A 24,361-nucleotide genomic window follows, 5' to 3' on the forward strand; every position below is an offset into this window, starting at 1 on the left:
CCAAGTAGACCAAAGGTACCATGGACACACCACTTGGTCAACTTGGTCAAGGAGGCTTTAAATAGTCTGGAGCACACGCCGGATTGCCTCTGCCACGCCGAGGCTGCGCTTCGACTCGTCAAAATTCTCGTCCTCGTCATGCCACGAGGCAGAGAGGCCCGCATGGGTCATGCCGAAGCCCAGAATGGTTTTTATATCGCGCCCGAACGCGAGTGAGAACGTCTGCGCCATCTTCGCGATGCGGCTTTCGCTTTGGCGCAGATCGTCGCGATCCAGCGGGTTGTAGAACATGTTGGCGGTATCATACATCGGATCGCCGATCAGCCCCTTGGGATCGATTACCAGCCAGCCGCGTTTGCTGTGCAGAATGTTCTCGTGATGAATATCGCCATGCAGCAGCTGAGTATGGCTGTGATCGCTCAGCAGCCTGTCCGCGATGGGCGCGACCTCGACGAACAGGCTGTCGATGCCCTTCTTCCTGTCCGCTTCCGCCTTCTTGAAGAGACTGGAATATTGCTCGCGCAATTGCACGAAATCATGCGGGTTTTCTGCGGCCTCGTATGGCTTGGCGATCAGCCGGGTCATGACATCTACGTAGATCGACGTCGCCGCTTCATCGCCATTCTCATTGAGATGATCGAGCAGTGTGCGCTTGCCGCCATATTCGAGCAGCAGATTGTTGTCCTGTAGCGCTAACAGCCGCACGCACCCGTTGCCGCCGTGCCAATCGAGATAATGCGCGCCGCGCAATTCTTCCTGTATACCGACTGGAGTCAGCTGCTTGATTACAGCCTGTTCGCCGTTTTCGAGCCGCACCATGATGATCCGGCTCGTCGGCGTTTCGGTGAACAGTTTGGGCGAGGAGACTTCCCATTCGGGCGGGAAAGTCTCCGGAAACACGTCAGCCATGGGAAACCTTGGAGACCTCAGCCTGATAATTGCAGATGTCCATCGGGGTGAAGTTATCGATGGTCTCCCAGCATCAAGTCCAGATTCTGCACAGCTGCCCCCGACGCACCCTTGCCGAGATTGTCGAGGAGGGCGACCAGATTGACCTGTGCTGAGCCTTCGGTTCCGAAAACGTAGAGTTTCATGATGTCCGTATCGCGTAGCTCTTCCGGATCGAGGCGGGGCAACATGGCGCTTTCGGCCAGCGGCACCACCTGCACGATGTTCTGCCCCTCATAATGGGCGCTGAGCGCTGCATGGATATCCACCATTGATGGATTGCCATCCAGGTCCGCGGTAAACAGCGGCACCTGCACGATCATACCCTGCGCAAAACGGCCGACGCTAGGCGAAAAGATCGGCTTGCGATCCAGATGCCCATGCACCTGCAACTCCGGCACGTGCTTGTGCTTGAGCGGCATTGCATAAAGGAAATGGTTTGCGTCGATATGATCAGGCGCATCCGGATTTTCCATCTGCGCGATCATCTGCTTGCCGCCGCCGGTATAGCCGGAGACCGCATTGACCGTGACCGGATAATCCCCGGGCAGGATGCCCGCATCGCGCAAGGGTCGAACCAGCGAAATAGCGCCGGTCGGATAACAACCGGGATTGGCGACAAGCCTTGCGCCCTCGATCTTCTGGCGCTGTGCGCGATCGAGTTCGGCAAAGCCGTACGTCCAATCCGGATGCACGCGGTGCGCGGTCGAGGTGTCGATGATCTTCGTCGAGTTGTGCCCTTCGAGAATCGATACGGCTTCCTTCGACGCATCGTCGGGCAGGCAAAGGATGGCGACATCCGCTTCCTTGAGAAAGTCCGCGCGCATATCCTTGTTGCGCCGCTCGGCTTCCGGAATCGAAAGAACCTCGAGATCATCACGGCCTGCAAGCCGAGTACGGATCTGCAGTCCTGTCGTGCCGTGTTCGCCGTCGATGAAGATTTTCGGTTTCATGAGGATGTCCTTGGGAAGCTTGAAATTCAGATAGTTGGCGCGGGAACCCGATTCAATGTCTTAGCTTCGTCGATCCTTCTTTTCTGCAAGAATACCAAGGTAATACATCGCGATTGTGGCACCCGCGATCGCCGTCACGTCCGCGTGGTCATAGGCAGGCGCAACTTCAACCACATCGGCACCGACAATGTTGAGTTCCGTCAAGTGCCGCAGCACCGAGAGGATCTTCGCCGAAGACGGTCCTCCTGCGACCGGTGTGCCCGTACCCGGCGCGAAGGCCGGATCCAGACAGTCGATGTCGAAGGTCAGATACACCTTTCTGCCTGCTGTCCGGGCAATGATCTGCTTCGCGATGTCCGCTGCGGACATTTCCTCAACCTCGTAACCGTAGAGGATCTTCAATCCGCAATCGTCGGGAGCATGGGTGCGAATGCCGACCTGTATCGAATGAGCAGGATCGATGATGCCATCGCGCGCGGCGCGGCCAACGAACGATCCATGATCGATACGCTTGCCGTCATCGTACCAGGTGTCCTGATGCGCATCGAACTGTACCAGCGCTACGGGGCCATGCTTGGCCGCATGCGCCTTGAGGATCGGCCACGTCACGAAATGGTCGCCACCGAGCGACAGGAGGAACGCGCCGGACTTGATGATCTTTGAGGCTTCCCGCTCGATTGTCGCCGGGGTCTTCTGGTGATTGCCGTAGTCGAGCAGGCAATCGCCGTAATCTACGACCGCCAGATCGGCAAACAGATCGCGCTGGAACGGATATTGCGGATCGTTGTCGAAAATCGCCGAAGCCCGCCGTATCGCCTGCGGGCCGAACCGCGCGCCGGGCCGGTTGGAAACGGCAGCGTCGAACGGGATGCCCCAGACGACCGCCTCGGCACCATTCAGGTTCTTCGTATAGCGCCGGCGCATGAAGGAGAGGGCGCCCGCATGGGTTGGATCAGTCGCCGCGCTGGTCAGATTGCGCGCTGTAAAGGCATGGTCGATGGACTTCGATGGCATGGATCTGGCTCCGGGGGAAATTTCATGCACGATGTTTATCTCCCCCTTGGTGGGGGAGAAAGGATTTTCTTCGATTTAGCCTCTCTGCTAAATCCTTAGAAAATCCAAGAGAGGGGGTAGTGTGAAGATTGCAAATCCCCTCTCTGGCGATTTCTAGCACTTAGCCAAGAAGCTAAGATGCTGAAATCGCTTTCTCTCCCGCAAGGGGAGAGATAACCGGACATCAAATGCTGAGAGACTCTCTTCGGCGCAACAAAAAAGCGGACCCGAAGGCCCGCTTTCTGTTCGTGTCCGTATGAAGCGATATTAGCGCTTCGAGAACTGGAACGAGCGACGGGCTTTCGCCTTGCCGTACTTCTTGCGTTCGACGACGCGGCTGTCGCGTGTCAGGAAGCCGCCCTTTTTCAGAACGCCGCGCAGTGCGGGTTCGAAATAGGTGAGGGCCTTGGAGATACCGTGACGAACGGCACCAGCCTGACCGGACAGACCACCACCGGCAACGGTAGCGATAACGTCGTACTGGCCGGCGCGGTTGGCAGCAACGATAGGCTGCTGCAGGATCATCTGCAGAACCGGACGGGCGAAATACTTGCCGTATTCCTTTTCGTTGATGACGATCTTGCCGGAACCTGGCTTGATCCAGACGCGGGCTACCGCATCCTTGCGCTTGCCGGTTGCGTAGGCACGGCCCTTGGCATCGAGCTTCTGGACATGAACCGGTGCAGCTGCCTGCGTCGGGGCGACGGCAGAGGTACCGAGTTCTGCGAGCGAGTTGAGCTCAGCCATTCTTATGCGCTCCTTTTGTTCTTGGAATTCAGCGCGCCAACGTCGAGGACTTCAGGTGCCTGAGCTTCATGGGGGTGGTTGGAACCGGCGTAAACGCGCAGGTTCTTCATCTGGCGACGGCCGAGCGGGCCACGGGGAACCATGCGCTCGACAGCCTTCTCAACGACGCGTTCCGGAAACCGGCCTTCGAGCAGCTGACGGGCAGTGCGTTCCTTGATGCCGCCGGGATGGCCGGTGTGCCAGTAATAAACCTTATCGGTAAATTTCTTACCGGTGAGCGCAACCTTGTCGGCGTTGATGATGATGACATTGTCGCCATCGTCTACGTGCGGGGTGAAGGTTGCTTTGTGCTTGCCGCGCAGGATGTTGGCGACGATGGAAGCAAGACGGCCGACGACGAGACCTTCGGCGTCGATCAGGATCCACTTTTTCGTCACATCTGCCGGCTTCTGTGTGAAGGTAGCCATTGTGTTCGTCCTTGAGATCATCCTTCATAAAAGAAGGCTTTTCTTGTTGCTTGGGTTATGCGGAATCTTGAATTTCCGCATAACAATGAAAAACGGCGGGAGAACCCACCGCAGTCGAGGGTTTCAATAAAGGCGCCGGGCGCTCGCGTCAAGTGACGATTTCCGTGTCATATCATAAATAACATAGCAAATACAGGTACTTATTAAAAAGGTATTATATTACCACATAATTTTGGCACTATTTGACCGCTGGAAGAATGGGGGCTGTAGCGACCAGCAGAAGTCTGACTCGTTTGCAGGTGAGTTTGACTCGATCCGGCGAGAAGGCTGACTCAAGCCTCATTTTTCATGCAGAGCAGGTTCGCAATACTCGATCAGCAATTCGGTGAGGACCCGTATCTTCCGTGCGGGATGCTGACCTGGCGGGCGGATGACATATGCACCTGCCGGGGGTGGTGGATAACGCGTCATGACCGGCACGAGCGCGCCGGAGGCTATATAGTCATGGGTAAGGCAATCGGGCAGGTAAGCGATCCCGAGTCCTGCTGTTGCGGCGGCGACGAGAGCTGTGCCGTTGTCGGCCTTGAAGCGCCCCTGCGGACGAACCGTGATGATCTTGTCGCCATCCATGAGTTGCCAGGCTTCGGTACCCTGCATGAGGGCCTCATGAGCGACGAGCTCCTCCGGCGTTTCGGGCGACCCATGCGCCTTGATGTAGTCCGGGCTCGCGACGAGCTTCCCGTAGATCGGTCCGACGCGTCTTGCGATCAAGTTGGAGTCCTGAAGATAGCCAACTCGTATCGCACAATCGTAACCCTCTGTGATGAGATCGACGAACCGATCACTGTAGCAGGTTTGAATTTGGAGCTGGGGGTGGCGTCGCGCCATTTCCGCGAGGATGGGAGCGAAGTGGGTCTGCCCGAAAGAGAGCGGCACAGCAACGCGCAAGCGGCCACGAAGATCACCGGCGGGTAGGATCGTCTCCCTGGCCACGTCGATCTCGGCGGAGACTCTTGCTGCATAGTCTCGAAACGTGGCCCCGGCTTCTGTGAGAGCAGCCCCCCGGGTCGTTCGTGCAAGCAGCTGGACGCCAAGTTCCTCTTCAAGCCGGAAGAGCCGACGACTGACGATCGACTTGGAGACGCCGAGCCGGAGCGCAGCGGCCGAAACTCCTCCAGCATCAGCAACTTCTACGAATGTCCGTAGCTCTTCGATATCCAATTCAGCGTTCCCCATTTCGCGACACAGCTTACCACAAATGGACACTACCGCATCGTGTCTGGGAACGGCAATGTCCCTTTTAGGCAACGTCGCCGCTGGCGCATGTCTTTCCGCAAACCAATCTCACTAACAACGACAGCATAGGAAGTAGTAATGACCTTTCGTAACGGCCTTGATTCTCTTCTACGTCCCGAAGACTCCGTACTTGTTCTGATCGACCACCAGCCCTACCAGCTCGCGAACCTCAACAGCCACGATCCGCATGCGGTGGTCAATAATTCGACGGCCTTGGCAAAGGCCGCCAAAGCCTTCAACGTCCCCACCATCCTGACGAGCGTGATCGCCGATAGGGGCGGTTTCCTCTTTCCGCAAATAACCGATGTGTTCCCCGGCCAGGAGGTCATCGACCGGACGTTCATCAACACCTGGGAAGACAAGAAGGTGGTGGACGCGGTCAAGGCGACGGGCCGCAAGCAGCTGATCATCGCCGGCCTGTGGACTGAGATCTGCGTCGCCATGCCGGTGATCCAGGCGCTCGGCGAAGGCTGGGATGTGACGGTCATCACCGACGCCTCGGGAGGGACTTCGGTCGAAGCGCACGAAGTCGCCATCCAGCGCATGATCGCGGCGGGCGCGAACATGATGACCTGGCTGGCGCTGGCGTCGGAATGGCAGCGGGATTGGGCCCGGACCGAGCACGCCGCAGAGTTGACGGACGTGCTCAAGCAGCATGCCGCTGGAAGCGGCATCGCGTATCTTTGGGAGCAGCAGCTGCTCAACACGCCGGTGCCTGGCACCGCGGGCTGATCTGGGCGGGGGGTGCAGAGGTTTTCGAGCGACGTTGCGAAAAGCGGATGGCTTCTCGAACCTCGTCACCCCCTCTCGGTAATGGAGCGGCCCCCTTATCGGCCGGAGGCGTCACTTCACAGCGACGACAACCTTCCCCTTCGCACGACCTGTCTCGACGTACTCCAACGCTTCATTGGTCTTCCCGAACGGGAAGATCCGGTCCACCACCGGTCGTATGATACCTGCCTCGATCAGCGAGGTGATCTGACCAAGCTGCGCGCCGTTGGCCGTCATGAAGTGGAAGGAATAACTGATGCCTTGGCGTTTCGATTTTCTCCTGATGCCCAAACTCAAAAGGCGCATGACCAGTCGCAGCGGCCAGCCGAAACCATTTTCTTTTGCGAAATCCGGGTCTGGCGGACCGGAAATCGAAATCAGCTTCCCGCCCGGCTTCAGCACGCCAACGGATTTCTTAAGAGTGTCTGTGCCAAGGCTGTTCAGTACGACGTCGTAGTCCCGCAGGATCTCCTCGAAATTGTCCTTCTTGTAGTCGATCACGACATCTGCACCGAGGCTTTTGACGAGATCAATATTTACCGTGCTTGTGGTTGTCGCCACATGCGCTCCGAGATGCTTGGCAAGCTGGATCGCGATTGTACCCACGCCGCCCGAGCCCGCATGGATCAGGACCTTCTGCCCCTTCTGCAAGTTGGCCCGCTCGACAAGCACCTGCCATGCCGTCAGGGCGACAAGTGGAATCGATGCGGCCTCTTCCATGGTCATGTTCTTCGGCTTCATCGCCACATCGGCCTCGTCCATGGCGATATACTCGGCAAATGTCCCGATGCGATCCTGCGTCGGACGTGCATAGACATTGTCACCGGGCTTGAACCGCCGGACCTTGGCCCCGACCCGGACCACGACGCCCGCCACATCGTTGCCGAGGATCAACGGAAGGCGATATGGCAGGATAAGCTTGAACTCTCCATCTCTGATCTTGGTGTCCAGAACATTCACACTGGCGGCGTGAATCGCCACCATCACATCATTCTCCCGCAGCTCTGGCTCCAGACTTTCCGTGAAACGCAGTGACCCGCCTTTCACATAGCGATCGATCAGGAATGATTTCATAAGAACTAACTTTCGTCTCTATAGTAGGCCGGCGAAGCCGGACAGCGACGCTGTCTCACGCGGGAAGCCGGCTGAATTTCCGCAAGTTCTTGTCTACGAAAGACTCCGGCAGGAAGCGGCGTATAAACCGGACTTGCGCCGCTGCTTTACCTGCAGTGTAGCGTCTTTTGGGCAATATCGCATTGGCGGCCCTTACCACCGCTGCGGCGACCACCTCGGGTGCGTCACCCTTTTCGATGACGTCGCGCATCTGTTGCTCTGCGTAGGCGCGAATAGTCTCATAGACGGGAAGCGGCTGGTCCGGCCGGGTGATGTTCTCCTCGAAGGATGTGCGGGTCGCACCTGGCTCGACAAGCACAACGCGGATGCCCTGGGTTCGAACTTCGTGGTCGAGAGATTCCGAATAGCCCTCGATGGCGTGTTTGGTCGATGCATAGAGGGCATTATAGGGAGCGGGAATGAGGCCGAGTATCGAACTCAGGTTGATAATTCGCCCCTTCTGCTGGCGTCGCATCGCGGGCAGGACTGCATTTGTCATTCGCAGGACGCCGAACACGTTTACGTCGAACACGGCCTTCGCTTGAGCCGCCGAAGACTCTTCAGCGCCGCCGAGCAGCCCGATCCCGGCATTGTTGACCAGAAGATCGATCTGTCCGGTGCGGCTTAAAACGTCATCGACCACCGCCTGTACCGATGCGTCATCGGTTACATCGCAGATGAGCATCGTGATGCCGTCCGGGGTATCGGACATCGGTTTTCGGCTTGTGCCGAATACGCGATAGCCATCGCGCCGCAGCGCCTTTGCCGTTACCAGCCCGATGCCGGAGGAAGCGCCCGTTACGAGGGCGATGCGGGTGTGTGTCTTGCTCATTGCCTTTTTCTTTCATTTTGTCGTGGAACATCTATGCATAATCAGTTACTATGAATTTAGTAGTAAGTCACTATCAAAAAGATATCGACATGAAAAATCTTTCGAACCAGCCATGCCTGATCGCCCGAAGCCTCGCGCTTGTGGGGGATGCATGGAGTATGCTGATCATGCGGGACGCCCATACGGGCCTCACTCGCTTTGATGAATTCCGCAAGAGCCTCCAGATCGCGCCGACGATGCTGACGGCGCGGCTTTCGGCTCTGACTGAAGACGGACTACTGGAGAAACGCCGCTATTCCGACCGTCCACCACGGGACGAATATGTGCTGACGGAAGCCGGCCGAGACTTTCTGCCTGTCCTGTTTGCGATCGGCGCGTGGGGACGCAAGCACCGCGGCGGGGGCGACGTGACCCGGTTCTTCGACGCCGAGACAGGAACGGAGATCGATCCGGTCACCATCGACCGCGAGACCGGCGCTCCGGTCGGAACGCGTGCCATTCGCACTGTCCTGCCAGGCTAGCCAGTTTATGTTAAAAAATGTGCAATTTTGCGCTGTGATTAAACTTTAGACGAATTGTCAATCTGCAGCGGGCCGCAGAGATTGGGGAGCATTATCCCAAAGGAATTTGCGCCCGATGAATTTCAAACATTTATTGCTTGTCCCGATCATTGCTCTTGCCGCCTGCGATGGTTCCGACTCGTCCGCGCCGCCCGCACCGGTCGTGCAGACATCCGACAGCACCTTTGCCGATGCTGCCAATGCGCAGCTTGCTGCGCTGAATGACAAAGTTACCAGCCTCAGTACAAAGCTCGCTGACTCCCAGACGAAACTCGACCAACTCAACGGTCGGATTGGTTCCACAGATGCCGAGATTGGCCCGGTTACGGCCAAAATCGATGCGCTTGCCGCGCAAGTCAAAGGCCTTGGCGAAACCGCAAACACCGCGAGCGAGATCATCTCACGCCTCTCCGGCGATGGGACGAAGGAAAAACCGGGCGAGATTGCCAAGGCGGCCGACGATGTTGCCAGGCTCATCGGAGACAAGGCGGAACCGGCGACGATTGCCGCTGCACAAAAGCGGCTCCAGGACCTTAAGGACAGGCTTTCAACTGCGACGACAGACCTGGGCAACGCGCAAAACCAGTTAGCGCTGCTGGCCGGGGAGGGTACCTCCGAAAAACCGGGGATCGCCAAACTCGTATCGCTCCTGTCGGCACTCGATTCGAAAGACGATTCCGGCGCGATCCAGAAGGCCAGAACCAAACTCACCAAGCTCACGGACGATGCCAACGAGATCGCCGGTATCCTGGACGATGCAGAGCAGCGACTGGCAAAGCTGAACGGTGACGGTACCGAAAAGGACCTCGGAGACATCGGCAAAGCCTTGGCGAAACTCAAAATAGTGGAGGACGCGGTCAGGGCGGCCGAGGACAGGTTGGCCGCGTTGTTGGGCAATGGAACCGAACAGAACCCGGGAACGATCGCCAAGGCGCGAGAGGAACTCGTCGCGCTCACGACCAAGAGCGACACCTTGCGGGAAACCATCAAGCTGCAGACGGCGCGGGCGGAGGCGGTCACTCTGAACGCGCAAGGGAAGGTCAAGGAGGCGGCGGCGGTTCTCAAGGAAGTAGGACTAATATCTGAAGCTGCTGCAATATTCACCCGCGTCGGCATGGATGAGGAAGCCTACAAGCTCTACGCGCCGGAGGATTATGTGGTTGAGGATCCGAACACTTATATGGCGTCCGGGATCGATGGTTTAGCGAAATTGTCGCTCGAATCCTCAATGGTCAACGAGATCTCCTCCGTGAAGCGGCATTCGATGTCCATCCGCGGAGAAACAGTCTGGTTCACGGCCAGGGCCGGGCACCTCATTGCCTATACGCCCAAAAGCGAGGCCAAAGGAATGCGGGTCGCGAAGGCCTCGATTTTCTATACCTCCTATACCCGCGATGATCTGCCGAAGGAAAAACGCCCAGTCACCTTCTTCTTCAATGGCGGGCCGGGCTCGGCCTCGATCTGGCTGCACTTGGGGTCCTGGGCGCCGCAGCGTCTGATATCCAATGCTCCGGAAATACCCGAAAAGTACAAGAGCACAAAACCACAGCAATTTGACAAAGTTGACAATGCCGAGACACTGCTCGACCAGACAGACCTGGTCTTCTATGACCCTGTGGGGACAGGTCTTTCACAGGCTATCAGTCCGAACAAGAACAAGGATTTCTGGCAAGTCGACAAAGATGCCGGCGTGCTGAGGGATTTCGTCACGCGCTATACTAACGTCTATAACCGCCAGGCCTCACCGAAATACCTCTACGGCGAATCCTATGGTGGCATCCGCACGCCCATCGCCGCCTATCTTCTCTTGCAGGCGGGGACGGCGGATTATGAACACGATCCTTCCGGCATTAAGCCATCCGTTCTTGCAGGCTTCGTTCTAAATTCGCCTATTCTCGACTATTCCACAGATTGTGGCCAATCACAGACACGCTCTTGCGCCGGATATCTGCCATCCTATGCGGCCGTGGCAGACTTTCACAAAAAAGCGAAGGTGCGCGGGGATAAGGAGACGATAGGGGAGTATTTCGAGGCATCGATAAAATTCACGGCCGAAACATTCGCGCCTTTTGCCGATAGATTTTCACGCCCTGCAGCGCCTCCCGGTGGGAAATCGAAAAAAATTCCATGGCTGCCCACTCTTGAAGCCATGGATGGCGGCAAAGCCCTTTTGACGGACATCGAGACAAGACTTGGAATTCTCCGCAAGGTCTGGGAACCGGATTCGCTGCTCAATGTCGAGATATTCCGGAAGAATTTGCTGCAAGGCCAGTATTTATCAGGTTTCGATGGGCGCATGTACACGCCATCAACCAGTTACGACGCGGATGATTACCTTGACGATGCTTTTCCAAACCAATTCCGTACGATGCGGGCCGATTATTTGAACTACAAAAATGACTCAACCTATACTTCCGGTCTAGAAGGCTTCCTCGGCAAATGGGATTACAAACGGCCATTTACAACATCCAATGCTGCGACGAGCCTGCCGGAGCTGACGAATATATCAACGCTTGCACCGGGCACCAAAATGCTGATCGTCGGCGGCTATCACGATATCAGAACAGCGCTCTACCAGACTGACCTCGATTTGAAGAGCGTCAATCTTCAGGACCGGATAGAGGTCAAGAAGTTCATAGGCGGCCATATGACATACAATACGGAGGGATCGCGTGCGCCGATGAAAGCAGCGCTCGACGCCTTCTATGCAGCACCGCCCTATGCGCCGCCGGCAGCGCCCGTCACGGCCACCATTGTTTCAGGAGCTCTCCAATGAAATCCGTTTGTCTGGCGCTTGCCGCTCTGCCGCTCCTCGGCCTGTCCAGCATTGCCTCGGCAGGGGTGATGCATCCAGGCACCGCAGCAATATCCGCCCCGCCAATTTTGCTTCGTGTCTCCGAGGAGTTGGGAACGCCTCCACCTGATGCGCCCGGTGTCATTCCTCCCGAAATCACACCTGAAAACATGCAGCGATTATTTGATGCTGATTTGCGTGACCGGTTTGATTCTGCAACTGGCGCGAACGGAATTCTGACCGCACAAGCAGCAAATGATGCCGGTTGGGGCTTCGCGGCCGATCACTTCACCGAGATCGATCGCGACCATGACGGCTACGCCACTTTCAGCGAGGTCCAGACCTTCTTCGATGCTCGCTCGCCCCTGCCTGCCGCCAGAGTAAGAGCTGCGGCAAAGGTGCAGGTTGTGGAGTAGACAGCCAGGCAGGCGGGAACCGGGTGAAGACTGCAAGGTTGTTTGGTGAAGAGTAGCTTATTGCGAAGGTACGGGGCGGGGCGGGATCGAATAGGTCGACGTTGCGTGTGCCACGAGTTCGCTTGTCGAACCGCTTGTCATGGAAATCTCGACAATCGCCAGACGCTTGCCGAGTTTGAGGATTGTGGCTTTGGCATCGACAGGTCCCGATTCCGGTTTGCGCAGGAAATTGATATTGAGGTTCGTTGTCACGGCGAGGGCCACCGGACCGATCTGCGCGAGGATCGCCACATAGGCGGTGATATCGGCAAGCGCGAATAATGTGGGCCCGGAGACCGTCCCACCCGGTCGCAAATGCCGGTCTGACGGATTGAGCCGCATGGACGCAAAACCTTCGCCGGCGTCAGTTACCGTGAAGGCCATTCCTTCCGCATTCACCTGTGGAAATTCGCGTTCCAGAAAGGAAGTCAACGCCTCTACGTCCATCGCTACAGCCATAAAATCCATCCCTCGCTGTTTTTTCTTTACACTTAACTGTTATTCTAGGGTCAGGATTCATTAATATGATCGAAATGGCGCCTGAAACGGCAAAAAGATGCGAGGAGAGCTGGGAAGGGCGGGGTCTTTCCCCCGGCCGAGCAGCTCGACACTGCAGCTTGCAGCCGTTTCGGCGTCCGCAGGATGGCCTTCTACCATTTCGACCAGATCAATGAATCCTGACCCTAATCGCTCCTATTTCTGCATCGTCTTTTCAAGACGGAGGACGTTATGAAACCGCCTGGATTGGTCGCAGCATGCTGCGTTTTCGCGCTTGCCTATGCGGGAACTATCGCGACACAGAGGACAACAACCCCGATACAAGCTGTTGAGACATTCAGTCTGCCGGAGCGGCCGGTGCCTCTGACGGAGGATACGATCAAACGTTTCCTTTTCGGATTTGCACCCGTGGCCGCGACAGTACGTGAAGTGGACGGCAGGGGGGAGGCCGCGGAGCGAACCGCTATCCTCGATGTCAAAGCAGCAGAATATGGTTTTGCCAGCTTCTCGGACTGGGTGGATACAACCAATACGATCATGGTGACCTATCACTGGGCGACCAACCCCGATCCGCGTGCCGAAGTGGACAAAGCGATCGCCGCAATTCCCGCCATGCCAAATCTTTCCGATCAGGAAAAGTCCGATATGATCGCTGGATTGAAAACCGGGCTTGCCAAGGTCGAAAATGCAAAACCGACGCCGGAGAACATGGCGATTGTTCAGAAGCATTTGCGCACGCTAAAGCCATTCTATGAACTTTGGGCGGCGCCGCCTGGATAAACGGAAAACAGGGTATGCGTGCCGATGCAGGAACATGACTATTATTCCGACGACTATATTCGCGAGATATTATCTTCGGTAAAAACCATCGCCTTGACCGGCGCTTCGCCAAACGAAATGCGGCCGAGTTTTTCGGTGATGAGATTTCTTCTCGGCCAAGGATATCACGTCATACCCGTCAATCCAGGACAGGCGGGAAAGACCATTCTTGGCCAACAGGTCTATGCACGGCTCGCCGACATTCCTGAGCCGATCGACATGGTGGATGTCTTCCGCAACTCGTCTGCCGTTCCGGGTGTGGTCGATGAGGCCTTGGCGCTCGAACCGCTGCCGCGTGTGATCTGGACTCAGCTCGGTGTTTGGGATGAGGCTGCGGCGCGCAACGCGGAAGCAGCCGGGATCCAGGTGGTCATGAACAGGTGCCCGGCCATCGAAATTCCCCGGCTCGGCATGCGCGTCTAGGATGGGCATTTTCCGTTCGCTCAGTTCATTTTCGTCGAGCACTGAAAATGAAATGCCTGGGTGCCGTTCCGGTGCACGAGTTGAACGCTTTTAGGCGATTCTTATGCAAGAAGTGCCGATTCCCATGCACGAAACCCCGAAAACGGCATAAGAAACTCAATCGCCGGCTGTAATTAGATTGTCCTTGGTTGCGAAAATGCGCACTTGGCCCCAGCGTCGCAATCCCATAGCCTTGCAGGAAGGTTGGCAACAGGAGGACAAACATGGCGCATCGGGCCCCCGGAATCGAAACATTGGCGGTCCACGCCGGCGCCAGGCCCGACCCGGAAACGGGCGCGCGGGTGACGCCGATCTATCAAACAACGGCGTTCGTCTTCGATGACGCCGATCATGCTGCGTCCCTTTTTGGACTGAAGGCATTCGGCAATATCTACAGCCGAATCACCAATCCAACCAATGCGGTACTCGAAGAACGTGTCGCGGCACTTGAAGGTGGAACTGCTGCGCTAGCAGTTGCATCCGGTCACGCGGCACAATTTCTGATATTCCATACATTGATGCAGCCTGGGGATAACTTTGTCTCGTCGGACAAGCTCTACGGCGGGTCCATCAACCAATTCGGCCAGTCATTCAAGTCCTTCGACTGGCAGGTGCGTTGGGCAGACGCGACTGATCCCGCGGCATTCGAGGCGCAGATCGATAACAGGACTCGCGCCATCTTCGTCGAGAGCATCGCCAACCCCGGCGGCATCATCACCGACATCGAAGCCATCGCCGAAATCGCCCATCGGCATGGCCTCCCGCTGATCGTTGACAACACGCTGGCGTCACCATATTTGATCCGACCGATCGACTATGGTGCTGATATCATTGCGCATTCTGCAACGAAATTCCTCGGCGGCCATGGCAATTCCATGGGTGGGATCATCGTCGATTGCGGAACTTTCGATTGGTCGAAATCCGGAAACTACCCGCTGCTGTCGCAGCCGCGTCCCGAATATAATGGGGTGGTATTGCACGAAACATTCGGCAATTTCGCCTTTGCTATCGCCTGCCGCGTGCTCGGTCTGCGTGATCTCGGGCCAGCGCTCTCTCCGTTCAATGCCTTCCAGCTTCTGACCGGCATTGAAACCTTGCCGCTGCGCATGCAGCGCCATTGCGACAACGCGCTTGAAGTCGCTACGTGGCTGAAACAACAGGAGAAAGTGGATTGGGTCAGCTATGCGGGATTGGCGGACGATCCCTATTATGAGCTGCAGCAGAAGTATTCGCCGAGGGGTGCGGGTTCGGTTTTTACGTTCGGTTTGAAGGGTGGGTATGACGCCGGGGTCAAATTCGTCGAACATCTTGAGCTCTTCTCGCACCTTGCCAATATCGGCGATACGAGATCGCTTGTCATTCACCCTGCCTCGACGACGCACCGGCAACTCAGTGACGATCAGAAGATCGCGGCAGGCGTCGGTCCCGATGTGGTGCGGCTTTCGATCGGCATCGAGAACGTTGCGGATATCATGGCCGATCTTGAACAAGCGCTGGCAAAGACAGGGTAACACCATGAAAAGTTTTGTTAAAATAGATTTCGACGATATCGATCCTGAACATGGCGCGCCGAATCCAGAGCGCGTAATTTCTGGTGATCCACAGTTTCGCACTTGGAATTGCGAGGAAGCCGAAGGCGATATCTATGCGGGAATTTGGGAGGCTACCCCCGGCAAATGGCGCATCGCCTATGATGAATGGGAGTTCTGCCACATCCTTTCCGGGCGTTCGATCATCACCGAAGAGGGCGGCGAAAAACGTCCTGTCGAGGCGGGCGACAGTTTCGTACTGCGTCCCGGCTTCCGCGGAACTTGGGAAGTGCTTGAGACGACGCGCAAGGAATATGTGATCAGGCTTTGATCTGGCACCCGTCATACAGGCTTCATATTGTCCATATATTGGGTGATTATTGTATGGAAAATTGAAGTATTTAAATTTTAGACGTTTGGTGTTGTGATATAAAAAGTTACCATTTATATTGTGTTATATTGGCTATTGTGGGATACTATGCGCTATATTATTTGTAAATTACTGTTCTCTCTCGCCATCCTCTTTTCTGGCTCCTTTGCAAGAGCAGCAGATTGGCCTTCCGAGATTCCTCCCGGCAAACTCCCCGCCAATGCCGGCCACCTTCAGGGTCTGGCGGTCGACGCCGCCAACAAGGTCATCTATCGTTCATTTACAAATGCGCTCGTTAAGACTGACCTCGAAGGTAAAATCCTAGGAAGCGTGATCGGCCTGACTGGCCATTTGGGCGATATAGCCTTCCATAACGGGAAAATTTATGGATCTTTGGAGTATAAGGCAAAAAATTCCTTCTATATTGCAATATTCGATACAAGTTTGATCGATAAACTCAATATGAATGCTGAGTCTTCCGGCGCCATGAAAGCTGTTTATCTGAAAGAAGTCGTGAAGGACTTCATTGCAGATTTGACGCCGGACAACAAGGTGCCCGTAGATTTTTCTGATAAAGCCGACAGTCCCGACCACCGCTATGGATGCAGTGGGATTGATGGTGTCGCCTTTGGGCCGGAATTCAACCAGAAAGACGCGCGAAAGATAGTACTTACAGTTGCCTATGGAATATACAGCAATATAAATCGGGATGATAACAATCATCAGGTGCTGTTGCAATATGACGTGACGAAATGGGCTGACTACGCCCAGACTCTAAAGCAATCGGCGCCGCACAAGAGCGGACCGGAAAGCGTCGACGGGAAGTATTTCGTCTATACCGGAAATACGGAATTCGGCGTGCAGAACCTCGAATATGACGAAACAGCGAACTATTGGTTCATGGCTGTTTATCAGGGTCAGAAGGCAAAGTTTCCCAACTATAAGCTCTTCCTCATCGACGGCGATACTGTTCCCACGGCGGGGGTCATTTCCGGTCAGCCCAAAGTCAATGGAAAAGAGGAAGAAGGTCAATTGCTGCCACTGGCAGTGTTAGGACGCTACCACAAGGAGACCGGAATCTTCGGCATGGACTCTGATGCAGCCTACGGTCTTGCTAAATTGGGTGATGGCAGGTTTTACCTCGCTCCGAGCGGTTCGAATTCAGCAGTGTTGCGAAGGTGGACAGGTAAATGTCCGATTCCGTTCGAGGGCACAGGGCAAGCGATACAGTTGCTGCGATAAATGTGGGAAGTGATTGAAACCACGCGCAAAGAATATGTGATCAGGTTGTAAGCTAAGCGTCAGCTTTCGCTGGCGGACGTGAATAAAAGGGCCAAAGGTCGTCCAGCAATCGCCCCTCCCATACTATCGGTTAGTGGCAGAGGAACGACTTTGTCCATGCCTTGATGACTGACGCAACAAAAACTCTTTTCTTGAAATCATTGCCAGACAATTTCGAATAGGTCGTCACAGTTTTCCAATCAAAGTTCCATCGCGACGCAAAGAAAATAGCAACGTTATGGACATCCCGTTGCTGCCTGCCGGTGGTTGCCAACAGGCGTACAGTGAGGACCACATTTCATCCAGGAATTGATTGCTTGCCGGTCGCCGCACGCGGAGGTTCTGGGCGCTAGCATTCGTTAATGTGCTACTTAGCGTTATATAGACTAAAGCTGACCGACCAAACGTTCTGCAATTGAAAATGAACAAAATACACCTCCGAAACACATGGCTAAAAACGCCGTGCTACGTTCGGAAGTTTGATCAGACAAGGTTCATGTGTTGAACATCTTGCGAAACCGGGTGGCGACGCCCTATGTATCGGTTAGTCTTCCACGAATCTGGGGTGGTTAAGCCCCTTATTCTCCAAAACGCTGAGGCCCACCGATGAGAGACCCAATCGAAACAGCTATGAATCTCGTGCCAATGGTCGTCGAGCAGACCAATCGGGGCGAGCGGGCCTATGATATATTTTCGCGCCTGCTGAAAGAACGCATCATCTTTATAACCGGGCCGATCGAGGACGGCATGGCGACGCTTGTTTGCGCGCAGCTGCTTTTCCTTGAATCGGAGAACCCGAAAAAAGAAATCAACATGTATATCAACTCGCCGGGCGGTGTCGTCACCTCCGGCATGGCAATCTACGACACCATGCAGTTCATCCGTCCAGCCGTGTCGACGCTGTGTTTCGGCCAGGCCGCATCCATGGGATCGCTGCTGCTGACCGCGGGCGAGAAGGACATGCGTTTCGTTCTTCCCAACGCCCGCATTATGCTGCATCAGCCGTCAGGTGGCTTCCAGGGACAGGCGTCAGATATCGAGCGTCATGCCCAGGATATCATCAAGATGAAGCGCCGCCTGAACGAGATTTATGTCAAACATACCGGCCGCGATTACGAGTCGATTGAACGTACCCTCGATCGCGATCATTTCATGACTGCGCAGGAATCACTCGAGTTCGGCCTGATCGACAAGGTGCTTGAATCGCGTGCTGTGCTCGAAGGTGACAGTAAGTAACCGGCTAAATCGCCCATCGGGGTCAAAAATGAAGTTTTTTTGACCCCGATGCGGACTTTCTGCCACACATGCAGCTTGCATAGAGCGGAGCAGACGTTACGTTAAGCTATTGGTCAGTTAGAGAAGCCTATTCTACGAATAACTGTTCACCTCCAGCTTGAGCAAGTGGTGGATCTGATAGAGTGGGGCTGATGAAAGGAAGCCGTAGTGAGCGAAATTCCAATGATCCGAGGCGACCGAGGCAGTTTATCAGACACGCTTTATTGCCGGGTCTGCGGGAAAAGTCAGCATGACGTTCGCAAGGTGATCGCTGGTCCGACTTTCGTTGTTTGCAATGAGTGCATCGAAGTATTCGCAGGAATGCTTCGTGAGGAGGATGCTTCCTCAAAGTGAAAATCTGATGAAGGCTTGCCAGGAATTGAGGTGGCGCCATTATTGAGCTAGGAAGCCTAATTTACGAACGACTAATCACTTCCACCTGGAGGAAGTGGCGGACCCGGGAAAGCAGGGCCGATACTGAAAGGAAACTGCAATGAGCAAAGTCAGCAACGGCGGCGGCGATTCCAAGAATACGCTATATTGCTCGTTTTGCGGGAAGAGTCAGCATGAAGTTCGCAAGTTGATTGCGGGCCCGACTGTTTTCATCTGCGATGAATGCGTCGAATTGTGCATGGACATCATCCGCGAGGAAAATAAATCCTCGATGGTGAAATCCCGTGAAGGCGTCCCGACGCCGCAGGAAATCATGGCTGTTCTCGATGATTATGTCATCGGTCAGAACCATGCCAAGCGTGTTCTCTCCGTCGCGGTGCACAACCACTATAAACGGTTGGCCCACGCATCGAAAAACAATGAAGTCGAACTCGCGAAGTCCAACATCCTTCTCGTTGGGCCAACCGGTTGCGGCAAGACCTATCTGGCACAATCGCTTGCCCGTATCATCGACGTGCCGTTTACGATGGCTGACGCGACGACGCTGACGGAAGCCGGTTATGTCGGCGAGGATGTCGAGAACATCATTCTGAAGCTGTTGCAATCGGCGGACTATAATGTCGAGCGGGCGCAGCGTGGCATCGTCTACATCGATGAAGTCGACAAGATCAGCCGTAAATCGGACAACCCTTCCATTACACGCGACGTGTCGGGTGAGGGCGTGCAGCAAGCGCTGTTGAAGATCATGGAAGGCACCGTTGCTTCCGTACCGCCACAAGGTGGCCGCAAGCATCCGCAGCAGGAATTCTTGCAGGTCGACACGACGAACATCCTGTTCATCTGTGGTGGCGCGTTTGCCGGTCTCGACAAGATCATCTCGGCCCGTGGTGAAAAGACCTCCATTGGCTTCAGCGCTGCGGTAAAGGCACCGGACGATCGTCGCGTTGGCGCGATCTTCCGCGAACTTGAGCCTGAAGATCTGCTGAAGTTCGGTCTTATCCCCGAATTCGTTGGTCGTCTGCCCGTTATCGCGACACTTGAGGATCTCGATGAGGTCGCGTTGGTGCAGATTCTGTCCGAACCCAAGAACGCTCTGGTTAAGCAGTATCAGCGCTTGTTCGACATGGAAAACGTCGAGTTGACGTTCCATGAGGATGCGCTGAAGGCCATTGCCAAGCGGGCAATTGCTCGAAAGACCGGTGCGCGGGGATTGCGATCGATCATGGAGAAGATCCTTCTCGACACGATGTATGAGTTGCCAACGCTTGATGGTGTCCAGGAAGTGGTGATCTCCGGTGACGTCGTGGAAGGCAACTCAAGGCCTCTGTATATCTATGCCGAGCGCAAGGAAGAAAAAGGCAATGTTTCCGCGTAAGCTATCGGAAATAGAGCAGTCTAACGGCAAGGCTCCGCGTCTCGCGGAGCTTTTCTGTTTTGTATTTGGGTCGAATTCTGTGCATGGCCTTGCGAGCGATTGCGCTCGGACTGTCGTGAGCGCAGGATAGATTACGATTCTGTGAATGAGCTTGGGGTGTGGGTGCTTGAAACAAGCGGGCCTCCACTCCAAGTAAGTGTTAAGCTGCATAAACGGTAGTACGCCGCTCAATGCATGCGCCGCCAAAGTGGATCTCGATTTTGGATTTGGCCATGCAGCTTAAAGGGTACCCGGGCGTGGCGATCTGGCCGAATGGCCTGAGAAAGGACATAAAATGACGGTTGCAAGCAAGAAGACACCGGCGGGTGGCGAGAACGGGCTTTATGCCGTTCTGCCATTGCGCGATATTGTTGTCTTCCCCCACATGATCGTTCCACTCTTCGTTGGCCGCGAAAAATCCATTCGCGCGCTTGAGGAAGTTATGGGCGTCGACAAGCAAATCCTGCTTGCCACACAGAAGAACGCTGCGGACGACGATCCACAGGCTGACGCGATCTATACGGTCGGCACTATTGCCAACGTCCTGCAATTGTTGAAATTGCCAGACGGTACGGTCAAGGTATTGGTTGAAGGTATCGCCCGCGCTGAGATCACCAGTTTCAGTGAACGCGAAGATTATCACGAAGCCTCTGCCGTAACGCTTACAGAACCGGAAGAAGATCCGGTCGAGATCGAGGCTCTTGCTCGGTCGGTCGTGTCGGATTTTGAAAACTATGTAAAACTGAACAAGAAGATTTCGCCTGAAGTTGTCGGCGCCGCCGGACAGATCGAGGACTATTCGAAGCTGGCCGATACAGTCGCGTCGCATCTTGCGATCAAGATTCCTGAAAAGCAGGATATGTTGTCGATCCTTTCCGTGCGTGCACGGTTGGAGAAGGCCATGTCCTTCATGGAGTCGGAGATCTCCGTTCTTCAGGTCGAAAAGCGTATCCGCTCGCGCGTCAAGCGCCAGATGGAGAAGACGCAGCGCGAATATTATCTGAACGAGCAGATGAAGGCGATCCAGAAGGAACTTGGCGATGGCGAAGATGGCCGCGACGAGTCCGCCGAATTGGAAGACCGCATCAAGAAGACGAAACTGTCGAAGGAAGCGCGCGAAAAAGCCAATGCGGAGCTGAAGAAGCTGCGTCAGATGAGCCCGATGTCCGCCGAGGCGACGGTCGTTCGCAACTATCTCGACTGGCTGTTGTCCATTCCGTGGGGCAAAAAGTCGAAGATCAAGAACGATCTGAACCTCGCTGACGAAGTTCTGGATACCGAGCACTATGGCCTGGACAAGGTCAAGGATCGCATTGTCGAATATCTGGCGGTGCAGGCTCGTTCGACCAAGATCAAAGGTCCAATCCTCTGCCTCGTTGGTCCTCCCGGCGTTGGCAAGACGTCGCTCGCCCGTTCGATCGCCAAGGCTACCGGCCGCGAATACATTCGCATGTCGCTTGGAGGCGTGCGTGACGAGGCCGAGATCCGCGGTCATCGCCGTACCTATATCGGTTCGATGCCCGGCAAGGTCATCCAGTCGATGAAGAAGGCGAAGAAGTCAAATCCGCTCTTCCTGCTCGACGAGATCGACAAGATGGGCCAGGACTTCCGCGGCGATCCGTCATCAGCTTTGCTGGAGGTGCTCGATCCGGAACAGAACTCCACGTTCATGGATCACTATCTCGAGGTCGAGTATGACCTCTCGAATGTGATGTTCGTGACGACAGCCAATACGCTGAATATCCCAAGTCCCTTGATGGACCGCATGGAGATCATCCGTATTGCCGGTTACACAGAAGATGAGAAGCTGGAAATCGCCAAGCGGCACTTGTTGCCCAAGGCCATCCGCGATCATGCATTGCAGCCGAAGGAGTTCTCTGTCTCCGAAGACGCGATCCGCGCCATCATTCGCAATTATACGCGAGAGGCCGGTGTTCGTAACCTTGAGCGCGAATTGATGAAGCTGGCCCGCAAAGCAGTCACCGAAATCATGAAGACACAGAAGAAGTCGGTGAAGGTCACGGATGCAAACATCGATGAATATCTCGGGGTTGAGAAGTTCCGATTTGGACAGATCGATGGCGAAGACCAGGTTGGCGTTGTCACAGGCCTAGCCTGGACCGAAGTGGGCGGCGAATTGCTGACCATTGAAGGCGTCATGATGCCCGGTAAGGGTCGCATGACGGTAACAGGCAATCTGCGCGACGTGATGAAGGAATCGATCTCGGCAGCGGCATCCTATGTCCGCTCGCGTGCCATCGATTTCGGCGTTGAGCCGCCGTTGTTCGATCGTCGCGACATCCACGTGCACGTGCCGGAAGGTGCGACGCCCAAGGATGGCCCATCGGCCGGCGTTGCGATGGTTACAGCCATCGTCTCGATACTGACAGGCATTCCGGTCCGCAAGGATATCGCCATGACCGGCGAGATCACGTTGCGGGGCAGGGTCCTGCCCATTGGTGGCCTCAAGGAGAAGCTGCTCGCCGCGCTGCGTGGTGGCATCAAGACGGTTCTGATCCCGGAAGAAAACGCCAAGGATCTGGTGGAGATTCCGGACAATGTGAAGAACGGCCTTGAGATCATTCCAGTCAGTCACGCCAATGAAGTGCTCAAGCACGCACTGGTACGCCAGCCGGAGCCTATCGAATGGACTGAACCGGCCCACGTGCCATCTGCGGTCGTCGAGGATGAAGCCGGCGCTCAGATCGCTCATTAAACAGCATTGAAAGATAAGGCCGGACAAGAAATTGCCCGGCCTTTTTGATTCGTAACCAACGACGCGGTCCGCGACGCGCGCACGCGGCACAATGCTATGGCGGCGAGCCTGCGCGTTGGATATCAAAATGTACATTGATGAGGGAATGGTGGGCGATGAGAGACTCGAACTCCCGACATCTTCGGTGTAAACGAAGCGCTCTACCAACTGAGCTAATCGCCCTTCGCAAAGGGTGCGTTCCGGAGCGTTTATGCGTTTCCGCTGATATTGGCAAGAGGGGATGCGACACTTTTATGATTTGTCGGATGAGTTTTTCACAATCGCATCTTTCCTCTCCAGTTGTGCTTGACACACCCCCGCGAACCCCTTAAACGACCGCTCACGCCGTACAAATAGTACGGTACGAAAGTGCGCGGGTGTAGCTCAGTTGGTTAGAGTGCCGGCCTGTCACGCCGGAGGTCGCGGGTTCGAGCCCCGTCACTCGCGCCACTTTTCCCTCAGTGATTTCAAGTAGATAATTCCCTTTGGGGAAAACGTTGTCGTTGAAAGTTTCAACTGTCATTTCGCCACCAGTTTCAACTTTTTGATCTCGTTCTGTTCCGATGCGATAGCCCGACGCCCGATTTTACGGGATGCATCAGCTGCGCGCGCAGCCGGCAGATTGACTGGCATGTAGGTTTTCTGCAGCGTTTCGTTCTGATCGATGCTGTTACCCATTTTTGCAGCAATCGATTCGACGCTGCCGCCACCGGAGATCGCTTCAACCGCACCTGTTCGGCGCATATCCATTAACCGGCATTTTTCTTCTCTACCAAACACCAATCGACGAATGTCAGCAAAGTCGTCGATCAGGCTGCTGTTCTGATAGGGAAGCGGGTTATGCCGCGCGGACCCAGCGCCATGCACAAGGACCTCGCGCCCAGATTGAAGTGCTCGGCTTGCGGATCAAAGCAGCTTGGCCTCAGTGCGACGCCTTATTGACAATTAGAGGCGTGTTGGCGGGAAAACAAAGAATCACGTTTCCCGCGCTCACCCAAGGCAATTATAGGCGGCCGTCCGCCGCTTTCGGGTCCTATGAGGATGGAGTTGTAGCAAAGAGAAGACGGCCGAACCGAGTGTAGCTCCGGCCCGCCGTCCAAGGTCAAAGGCGGGGTTATAAGTCCATGAGGCGCCGCTCCCCGCTCCAATGGCGCGTCTTGTTTATTGTGGCTTGGCCGCCCCTCTCCAGAGATCATGCGGCCAAGCCACGGCTGATGCATAGGGGGATCAGCCATTCCGCCATCAGAACACTCTCTGACGGCCAACTCAGTTCGACATGTAGACGATCTTGCGATCCTTCATCGACACGATAACCGGTTGCTTATCCACATAGACGTAGCCGTAGTCCGGACTATCGGGGATCGGCACCAGTTTGACGTCCTCCGGCACCGCGGTTCCAATTGCGGCGTCGCCCTCTATGATAACAGGATCGGTCGGATGCGCGATCACATATTCGCGGGCCGGCTGTGGAACCTCAACCACAACTGCATCCTGCGCGTAGACGCCACCAGACACTGCAAACATCACGGCTGTGGCAAGCAAGATTCGTTTCATGATTACTCTTCCTTGTGGAACC

General features: G+C 55.5%; 24 protein-coding genes and 2 tRNA genes. 14 read left to right on the forward strand and 12 right to left on the reverse strand.

Going from position 1 to position 24,361, the window contains the following annotated elements; translation table 11 throughout:
• Positions 1–57 precede the first annotated feature (57 nt).
• From PHA01_RS04825 to PHA01_RS04850, 6 genes are all read right to left on the reverse strand, one after another.
• Entirely contained in the window at positions 58–909 is an 852-nt protein-coding gene (locus PHA01_RS04825) for an aminoglycoside phosphotransferase family protein (protein ID WP_271893700.1), read from the reverse strand.
• Positions 910–962: 53 nt separating this feature from the next.
• The gene (gene argC, locus PHA01_RS04830) at positions 963–1,901 is read right to left on the reverse strand and encodes an N-acetyl-gamma-glutamyl-phosphate reductase (protein ID WP_271893701.1); all 939 of its coding nucleotides are present in this window, start codon (positions 1,899–1,901) and stop codon (positions 963–965) included.
• Positions 1,902–1,961: 60 nt separating this feature from the next.
• Complete coding sequence (gene speB / locus PHA01_RS04835; RefSeq protein ID WP_271893702.1) at positions 1,962–2,915, reverse strand: agmatinase; 954 nt, start codon at positions 2,913–2,915, stop codon at positions 1,962–1,964.
• A 306-nt stretch (positions 2,916–3,221) separates the two neighbouring features.
• Positions 3,222–3,701, reverse strand: coding sequence for a 30S ribosomal protein S9 (gene rpsI, locus PHA01_RS04840; protein WP_112530868.1), 480 nt, complete (start codon positions 3,699–3,701; stop codon positions 3,222–3,224).
• Between the two features lie 2 nt (positions 3,702–3,703).
• Positions 3,704–4,168 (reverse strand): 50S ribosomal protein L13, encoded by a 465-nt coding sequence (gene rplM / locus PHA01_RS04845; protein ID WP_112551331.1) that lies wholly within the window; start codon positions 4,166–4,168, stop codon positions 3,704–3,706.
• 339 nt (positions 4,169–4,507) lie between these two features.
• Positions 4,508–5,389, reverse strand: coding sequence for a LysR family transcriptional regulator (locus PHA01_RS04850; protein WP_271893703.1), 882 nt, complete (start codon positions 5,387–5,389; stop codon positions 4,508–4,510).
• 153 nt (positions 5,390–5,542) lie between these two features.
• Between PHA01_RS04850 and PHA01_RS04855 the strand changes: the two genes are divergently transcribed.
• The gene (locus PHA01_RS04855; protein WP_271893706.1) at positions 5,543–6,196 is read left to right on the forward strand and encodes a hydrolase; all 654 of its coding nucleotides are present in this window, start codon (positions 5,543–5,545) and stop codon (positions 6,194–6,196) included.
• Between the two features lie 111 nt (positions 6,197–6,307).
• On the opposite strand, the gene PHA01_RS04860 is transcribed toward PHA01_RS04855, so the two are convergent.
• Positions 6,308–7,309, reverse strand: a complete 1,002-nt coding sequence (locus tag PHA01_RS04860; protein ID WP_271893708.1) for an NADP-dependent oxidoreductase — start codon at positions 7,307–7,309, stop codon at positions 6,308–6,310.
• Between the two features lie 55 nt (positions 7,310–7,364).
• Entirely contained in the window at positions 7,365–8,180 is an 816-nt protein-coding gene (locus PHA01_RS04865) for an oxidoreductase (RefSeq protein ID WP_271893709.1), read from the reverse strand.
• Positions 8,181–8,269: 89 nt separating this feature from the next.
• Here PHA01_RS04865 and PHA01_RS04870 point away from each other — a divergent pair, with 89 nt between their 5' ends.
• The 3 genes from PHA01_RS04870 to PHA01_RS04880 all read left to right on the forward strand — a co-directional run bounded on the left by PHA01_RS04870 (position 8,270) and on the right by PHA01_RS04880 (position 11,950).
• Complete coding sequence (locus PHA01_RS04870; protein WP_271893710.1) at positions 8,270–8,701, forward strand: winged helix-turn-helix transcriptional regulator; 432 nt, start codon at positions 8,270–8,272, stop codon at positions 8,699–8,701.
• A 115-nt stretch (positions 8,702–8,816) separates the two neighbouring features.
• Positions 8,817–11,516 (forward strand): S10 family serine carboxypeptidase-like protein, encoded by a 2,700-nt coding sequence (locus PHA01_RS04875; protein WP_271893711.1) that lies wholly within the window; start codon positions 8,817–8,819, stop codon positions 11,514–11,516.
• Positions 11,513–11,950, forward strand: a complete 438-nt coding sequence (locus PHA01_RS04880; RefSeq protein ID WP_271893712.1) for a hypothetical protein — start codon at positions 11,513–11,515, stop codon at positions 11,948–11,950. The genes PHA01_RS04875 and PHA01_RS04880 overlap by 4 nt, the downstream gene beginning before the upstream one ends.
• Positions 11,951–12,007: 57 nt before the next feature.
• Here PHA01_RS04880 and PHA01_RS04885 read toward each other — a convergent pair whose 3' ends face one another.
• Positions 12,008–12,448, reverse strand: coding sequence for a PaaI family thioesterase (locus PHA01_RS04885; RefSeq protein ID WP_271893714.1), 441 nt, complete (start codon positions 12,446–12,448; stop codon positions 12,008–12,010).
• Between the two features lie 270 nt (positions 12,449–12,718).
• Between PHA01_RS04885 and PHA01_RS04890 the strand changes: the two genes are divergently transcribed.
• From PHA01_RS04890 to lon, 9 genes are all read left to right on the forward strand, one after another.
• The gene (locus PHA01_RS04890; RefSeq protein ID WP_271893715.1) at positions 12,719–13,267 is read left to right on the forward strand and encodes a hypothetical protein; all 549 of its coding nucleotides are present in this window, start codon (positions 12,719–12,721) and stop codon (positions 13,265–13,267) included.
• 24 nt (positions 13,268–13,291) lie between these two features.
• Positions 13,292–13,729, forward strand: a complete 438-nt coding sequence (locus PHA01_RS04895; protein ID WP_271893716.1) for a CoA-binding protein — start codon at positions 13,292–13,294, stop codon at positions 13,727–13,729.
• Between the two features lie 263 nt (positions 13,730–13,992).
• Entirely contained in the window at positions 13,993–15,279 is a 1,287-nt protein-coding gene (locus PHA01_RS04900) for an O-acetylhomoserine aminocarboxypropyltransferase (protein ID WP_271893718.1), read from the forward strand.
• 4 nt (positions 15,280–15,283) lie between these two features.
• Positions 15,284–15,628, forward strand: coding sequence for a cupin domain-containing protein (locus PHA01_RS04905; RefSeq protein WP_271893720.1), 345 nt, complete (start codon positions 15,284–15,286; stop codon positions 15,626–15,628).
• A 147-nt stretch (positions 15,629–15,775) separates the two neighbouring features.
• Entirely contained in the window at positions 15,776–16,909 is a 1,134-nt protein-coding gene (locus tag PHA01_RS04910; protein WP_271893721.1) for a hypothetical protein, read from the forward strand.
• A 645-nt stretch (positions 16,910–17,554) separates the two neighbouring features.
• On the forward strand, positions 17,555–18,184 hold the full coding sequence (locus PHA01_RS04915) for an ATP-dependent Clp protease proteolytic subunit (RefSeq protein WP_271893723.1): 630 nt from the start codon (positions 17,555–17,557) through the stop codon (positions 18,182–18,184).
• Positions 18,185–18,406: 222 nt separating this feature from the next.
• Complete coding sequence (locus PHA01_RS29325) at positions 18,407–18,577, forward strand: ClpX C4-type zinc finger protein (RefSeq protein WP_417020916.1); 171 nt, start codon at positions 18,407–18,409, stop codon at positions 18,575–18,577.
• Between the two features lie 139 nt (positions 18,578–18,716).
• On the forward strand, positions 18,717–19,991 hold the full coding sequence (clpX, locus tag PHA01_RS04920; RefSeq protein WP_008120789.1) for an ATP-dependent Clp protease ATP-binding subunit ClpX: 1,275 nt from the start codon (positions 18,717–18,719) through the stop codon (positions 19,989–19,991).
• A 334-nt stretch (positions 19,992–20,325) separates the two neighbouring features.
• Entirely contained in the window at positions 20,326–22,746 is a 2,421-nt protein-coding gene (gene lon, locus PHA01_RS04925; RefSeq protein WP_271893725.1) for an endopeptidase La, read from the forward strand.
• Between the two features lie 146 nt (positions 22,747–22,892).
• Here the strand turns inward: lon and PHA01_RS04930 are convergent.
• Positions 22,893–22,968 (reverse strand) — tRNA-Val (locus PHA01_RS04930).
• A 190-nt stretch (positions 22,969–23,158) separates the two neighbouring features.
• Here PHA01_RS04930 and PHA01_RS04935 point away from each other — a divergent pair.
• Positions 23,159–23,235, forward strand: a tRNA-Asp gene (locus PHA01_RS04935).
• A 69-nt stretch (positions 23,236–23,304) separates the two neighbouring features.
• Here PHA01_RS04935 and PHA01_RS04940 read toward each other — a convergent pair.
• Both PHA01_RS04940 and PHA01_RS04945 read right to left on the reverse strand, forming a co-directional pair.
• Positions 23,305–23,652, reverse strand: a complete 348-nt coding sequence (locus PHA01_RS04940; RefSeq protein WP_271893728.1) for a hypothetical protein — start codon at positions 23,650–23,652, stop codon at positions 23,305–23,307.
• A 399-nt stretch (positions 23,653–24,051) separates the two neighbouring features.
• On the reverse strand, positions 24,052–24,339 hold the full coding sequence (locus PHA01_RS04945; RefSeq protein WP_271893729.1) for a DUF1236 domain-containing protein: 288 nt from the start codon (positions 24,337–24,339) through the stop codon (positions 24,052–24,054).
• Positions 24,340–24,361: the final 22 nt, after the last annotated feature.

Origin of the sequence: Candidatus Phyllobacterium onerii (genome assembly GCF_028331445.1) — a bacterium.
Classification (GTDB): Bacteria; Pseudomonadota; Alphaproteobacteria; order Rhizobiales; family Rhizobiaceae; genus Phyllobacterium; species Phyllobacterium onerii.

What these genes read in the sequence shown, in the direction of transcription:
- PHA01_RS04855 (WP_271893706.1), top strand. Translation starts at nt 5,543, where the DNA reads ATGACCTTTCGTAACGGCCTTGATTCTCTTCTACGTCCCGAAGACTCC.
- PHA01_RS04870 (WP_271893710.1), top strand. Translation starts at nt 8,270, where the DNA reads ATGAAAAATCTTTCGAACCAGCCATGCCTGATCGCCCGAAGCCTCGCG.
- PHA01_RS04880 (WP_271893712.1), top strand. Translation starts at nt 11,513, where the DNA reads ATGAAATCCGTTTGTCTGGCGCTTGCCGCTCTGCCGCTCCTCGGCCTG.
- argC (WP_271893701.1), bottom strand. Translation starts at nt 1,901, where the DNA reads ATGAAACCGAAAATCTTCATCGACGGCGAACACGGCACGACAGGACTG.
- PHA01_RS04875 (WP_271893711.1), top strand. Translation starts at nt 8,817, where the DNA reads ATGAATTTCAAACATTTATTGCTTGTCCCGATCATTGCTCTTGCCGCC.
- clpX (WP_008120789.1), top strand. Translation starts at nt 18,717, where the DNA reads ATGAGCAAAGTCAGCAACGGCGGCGGCGATTCCAAGAATACGCTATAT.
- PHA01_RS04945 (WP_271893729.1), bottom strand. Translation starts at nt 24,339, where the DNA reads ATGAAACGAATCTTGCTTGCCACAGCCGTGATGTTTGCAGTGTCTGGT.
- PHA01_RS29325 (WP_417020916.1), top strand. Translation starts at nt 18,407, where the DNA reads ATGATCCGAGGCGACCGAGGCAGTTTATCAGACACGCTTTATTGCCGG.
- speB (WP_271893702.1), bottom strand. Translation starts at nt 2,915, where the DNA reads ATGCCATCGAAGTCCATCGACCATGCCTTTACAGCGCGCAATCTGACC.
- PHA01_RS04890 (WP_271893715.1), top strand. Translation starts at nt 12,719, where the DNA reads ATGAAACCGCCTGGATTGGTCGCAGCATGCTGCGTTTTCGCGCTTGCC.
- PHA01_RS04910 (WP_271893721.1), top strand. Translation starts at nt 15,776, where the DNA reads ATGCGCTATATTATTTGTAAATTACTGTTCTCTCTCGCCATCCTCTTT.
- PHA01_RS04900 (WP_271893718.1), top strand. Translation starts at nt 13,993, where the DNA reads ATGGCGCATCGGGCCCCCGGAATCGAAACATTGGCGGTCCACGCCGGC.
- PHA01_RS04825 (WP_271893700.1), bottom strand. Translation starts at nt 909, where the DNA reads ATGGCTGACGTGTTTCCGGAGACTTTCCCGCCCGAATGGGAAGTCTCC.
- rpsI (WP_112530868.1), bottom strand. Translation starts at nt 3,701, where the DNA reads ATGGCTGAGCTCAACTCGCTCGCAGAACTCGGTACCTCTGCCGTCGCC.
- PHA01_RS04905 (WP_271893720.1), top strand. Translation starts at nt 15,284, where the DNA reads ATGAAAAGTTTTGTTAAAATAGATTTCGACGATATCGATCCTGAACAT.
- lon (WP_271893725.1), top strand. Translation starts at nt 20,326, where the DNA reads ATGACGGTTGCAAGCAAGAAGACACCGGCGGGTGGCGAGAACGGGCTT.
- rplM (WP_112551331.1), bottom strand. Translation starts at nt 4,168, where the DNA reads ATGGCTACCTTCACACAGAAGCCGGCAGATGTGACGAAAAAGTGGATC.
- PHA01_RS04895 (WP_271893716.1), top strand. Translation starts at nt 13,292, where the DNA reads ATGCAGGAACATGACTATTATTCCGACGACTATATTCGCGAGATATTA.
- PHA01_RS04865 (WP_271893709.1), bottom strand. Translation starts at nt 8,180, where the DNA reads ATGAGCAAGACACACACCCGCATCGCCCTCGTAACGGGCGCTTCCTCC.
- PHA01_RS04885 (WP_271893714.1), bottom strand. Translation starts at nt 12,448, where the DNA reads ATGGCTGTAGCGATGGACGTAGAGGCGTTGACTTCCTTTCTGGAACGC.
- PHA01_RS04860 (WP_271893708.1), bottom strand. Translation starts at nt 7,309, where the DNA reads ATGAAATCATTCCTGATCGATCGCTATGTGAAAGGCGGGTCACTGCGT.
- PHA01_RS04915 (WP_271893723.1), top strand. Translation starts at nt 17,555, where the DNA reads ATGAGAGACCCAATCGAAACAGCTATGAATCTCGTGCCAATGGTCGTC.